Here is a 3,662-nt window from a genome sequence, read left to right as displayed (position 1 = left end):
GCATCTATAATTGACCTGAGGAACAGGCAGTTCCGGTTGGTTGATAGGGTGCCGCTTGGAGCAGGTTAAAGGGCTGATCGCACAATTGGGGGCCAAAAGGCTCATCATCATGGGCGGCGTCGCGGCATTGATCATGGCGGCGCTGGCGATGGTCGCGCTGCGTGGTGAGAGCACCACCATGGGGTTCCTCTACACCGATCTCGACCCGTCGGCCGCCGCGGCGATTTCCGAAAAGCTCAAGTCGCAAAACGTCCCGTTCGAACTGTCCGCCGACGGCACCGCGGTGATGGCTCCGGTCGATCGCCTCGCCGAACTGCGCATGGCGATGGCCGGCGAGAAGCTGGGCGGCAAGATCGGTTATGACGTGCTGGACGAGGAACAGCCGTTCGGCGTGTCCGCCAGCCGCGCCAAGATGAACGAGACTCGGGCGATCGAAGGTGAACTCGTGCGCTCGATCCAGAGCCTCGACGCCGTATCGGGCGCGCGCGTGCATATCGTGATGCCCGAACGCGCGATGTTCGCCGCCGAGGCGCGTCCCGCCACGGCATCGGTCACCGTAAAGACCAAGGGCCGCCTGCCCGCCGAGACGATCCAGGCGATCCGCTACCTCGTCTCGTCCGCAGTCCCCGAACTCTCGCCCGAATCCGTGTCGATCGTCGACCAGTCTGGCGCCTTGCTAGCACGGGCCGGGGAACAGGGCGCAGCGGGCGGCGGCACGATTGACGAACGCCAGTCGCAGATCGAGGCGAAGATGCGCGAGGAGATCGTCGCGCTGCTCGAACCCATTGTCGGCCAGGGCAAGGTTCGCGCGGAAGTGGCCGCGCAGATCGATCGCGATGCGACGCGGGAGGAATCCAACGTCTATGACCCCGACAAGCAGGTCATTGCGCGCCAGGTGACGGTCGAAAGCGACGATCAGACCAACGAGAATAGCGGCGAGCAGGCCGCGACCGTCGGCAACCAGCTGCCCGAGGCGCAGCAGCAGCCGGTCGGCGCCAATGGCGGCGACACGCGGCAGCAGGCGCGCAAGGAAACGTCGGAGGACGTGACCTATGCCAATAGCGCGACCCGCAGCGTGGTGACGCGCGAACCGGGCAAGCTGACCCGCCTGTCGGTCGCGGTGACTGTCGATGGCGGCGCACAGGGGCTGCCCGAGGCACGCAAGCAGCAGCTGACCCGGCTGGTCGAAAATGCCGTGGGCATCGATACCGAGCGCGGCGACAGCGTGGTGGTCGAAAGCCTGGCCTTTGCCACCCCGGCCGAGCCCGCCGACGCGACCGCCGCCTGGTACAGCTTCTTCACCTCCGATCAGGTGGTCGGTCTGCTCAAGATCCTGCTGGTCGGCGTGATCGGCCTGATCGTGCTGCGCATGCTCCGCTCGCGCGCCAACAAGGAAGCCGAAGCCGAGGTCGGTCCGCCGATGCTGCCCAGCGACCAGAATGCCGAGATGCTGGCCATCGCGCAGCAGGCGGCAGAGGGCGACCCGGCCGCGCTCAAGCAACTGGAATCGATGCAGGGAAACGGCGCGAACGTCCCCCTGCTCGACCATGATGTCCAGCTCAACAATGTCGATGGCCAGATCAAGGCATCGCATCTGCGCAAGGTCGGCGACATGGTCGCCAGCAACGCGCCCGAGGCGACTGCCGTGATCCGCCAGTGGATGAACGCATGATGGAGACCCCGATGTCCGAACCCGGCGAACCGATCGAGAGCCCCGAAAGCGGCGCGATGATCGAGACCGACGCGCCGCCGTCGTTCGAGGAGTTCAGCACCGACGGCCCCAACGCCGAAACCGGCCCCGCCGGGTCGCTGTCCGCCGTCAGCGAAGTTCCGGTCCGCGTCCAGGCCGTACTCGGTCGCGCGCGCGTGCCGGTGGGCGAACTGATCCGCATGAAGTCGGGCATGGTGCTCGAACTCGACCGCCGCGTCGGCGAGCCGGTCGACGTCTATGTCAACAACCGGCTGGTGGCGCGCGGCGAAGTGATGCTGGTCGACCATGCGCTCGGCGTCACGCTCACCGAAATCGTCCGTCAGGAAGGCTGAACATGCAGCTTCGCCTGATGATCGTCGGTGCCAGCAGCGGCCCCTTTGGCGAGGCTGCGCGCATGGCGCAAAGCCTGGGTGCCGAGGTGAAGATCGCCGAGACGCCGACCGCCGCACTCGAACATCTGCGTGAGGTTGGCGCGGGGCTGGTGATGATCGACGTCGACAGCGACGTGCCGGGGTTCATGCGCGCGCTGATCGCCGAACGCTTTGCCGTGCCGGTGCTCGCCTGTGGCATCGATGCCCCGGCCGAGCGCGCGGTCGCCGCGATCCGTGCCGGCGCGCGCGACTATATCCCCCTGCCCCCCGATCGCGAGCTGATTGCCGCCGCGATCGCGCAGATGGCGCAGGCCGATTTCGCACCGATGGTGGGTGAAGACCCGGCCTGGCTGCGCGCACTCGACTTTGCGCGTGCGATGGCCCCGGCGCACGCCCCGATCCTGATCAGCGGCGAGCGCGGCACCGGCAAGGAACGCGTCGCGCACGCCACCCATGCTGCATCGGGCCGCTCGGGCTTCGTCACGATCGAATGCACCGGCGTCGCACCGGAAGTGCTGCATTCCGAACTGTTCGGTCATGCCGCCGGAGCGTTCGAAGGTGCGCTTGCCAGCCGCCGCGGCGCCTTTGCCACCGCCAGCGGCGGCACGCTGTTTCTGCGCGACATCGATCGCCTGCCCGCCGCGCTCCAGCTGGACGTGCTCAAGGCAATGTCGGCACCGGGCGCGCCCAATGTCATCGCCAGCACGCGCCGCGATCTGGCCGCGATGGTCGATGCCGGACAGTTTCGCGGCGACCTGCTCGCCCGCTTTGCGCTGGCGACGGTGGCGCTGCCGCCGCTGCGCGCGCGTGGCGGCGACATCCGCCTGCTCGCGGCGACCTTTGCCGCGCGCTTCGCCGCGATGCAGTGCCTGCCCAGCCCGCTGATCGACCCGGCGACCGAAACGCTGCTGACCAGCTACGACTGGCCGGGCAACGTCGCCGAGCTGCAGGACGCGATGCACCGCGCCGTGCTGCTGTCGCCCGACGGCTATATCGGGCCGGAAGCGATCGTGCTGGCGGACGGGTCGCGGCTCGCCCCGCCCGCCCCGGTCGCGGGCAAGCCCGTCATCGCCTCGCTCGTCGGCCAGACGGTCGAGGAAGTCGAGCGCCAGCTGATCCTAGAGACGCTGGAGCGGTGCCAGGGCAACCGCACCTCGGCCTCGCAGATCCTGGGCATTTCGGTCCGCACGATGCGCAACAAGCTCAAGTCCTTTGTCGAGGCGGGCATTGCGGTCGTTCCGGCAACCTGACGCGGAAATCATTCGATGAACGGTCTCAACGGCTTTCTTTCCCGCCTGGGCAATGGTCGCGACATCGCGCTGGCGGTGGGCGTGCTGGCGATCATCGGCACGCTTGTGCTGCCGATGCCCGGCTGGATGCTCGACCTGGGCCTCGTCCTGTCGATCACCCTGTCGGTGATGATCCTGATGACGGCGTTGTTCATCGAAAAGCCGCTGCAGCTGTCGGCATTTCCGACGATCCTGCTGATCGCGACGATGCTGCGGCTCGGCCTCAACATCGCCTCGACCCGCCTGATCCTGGCGCATGGGCATGAGGGCGCGCATGCGGCGGGCGGCGTG

Annotated in this window: 4 protein-coding genes; all 4 read left to right on the top strand. The window is 67.7% G+C overall.

Going from position 1 to position 3,662, the window contains the following annotated elements:
• The first annotated feature begins 55 nt into the window (after positions 1-55).
• Positions 56-1,672 (top strand): flagellar basal-body MS-ring/collar protein FliF, encoded by a 1,617-nt coding sequence (fliF, locus tag AX681_RS17565; protein WP_066657416.1) that lies wholly within the window; start codon positions 56-58, stop codon positions 1,670-1,672.
• 11 nt (positions 1,673-1,683) lie between these two features.
• Positions 1,684-2,043, top strand: coding sequence for a flagellar motor switch protein FliN (fliN, locus tag AX681_RS17560; RefSeq protein ID WP_231733669.1), 360 nt, complete (start codon positions 1,684-1,686; stop codon positions 2,041-2,043).
• A 2-nt stretch (positions 2,044-2,045) separates the two neighbouring features.
• Positions 2,046-3,332: a sigma-54-dependent transcriptional regulator gene (locus AX681_RS17555; protein ID WP_066657404.1), complete on the top strand. Its 1,287-nt coding sequence runs from the start codon at positions 2,046-2,048 to the stop codon at positions 3,330-3,332.
• A gap of 15 nt (positions 3,333-3,347) precedes the next feature.
• A partial coding sequence (locus tag AX681_RS17550) for an FHIPEP family type III secretion protein (protein WP_197424319.1) occupies positions 3,348-3,662 on the top strand: 315 nt, incomplete at its 3' end.

This window comes from Sphingomonas sp. CCH9-E2 (assembly GCF_001557215.1).
Classification (GTDB): domain Bacteria; phylum Pseudomonadota; class Alphaproteobacteria; order Sphingomonadales; family Sphingomonadaceae; genus Sphingomonas.
This window is presented reverse-complemented; position numbering and strand designations above follow the sequence as displayed.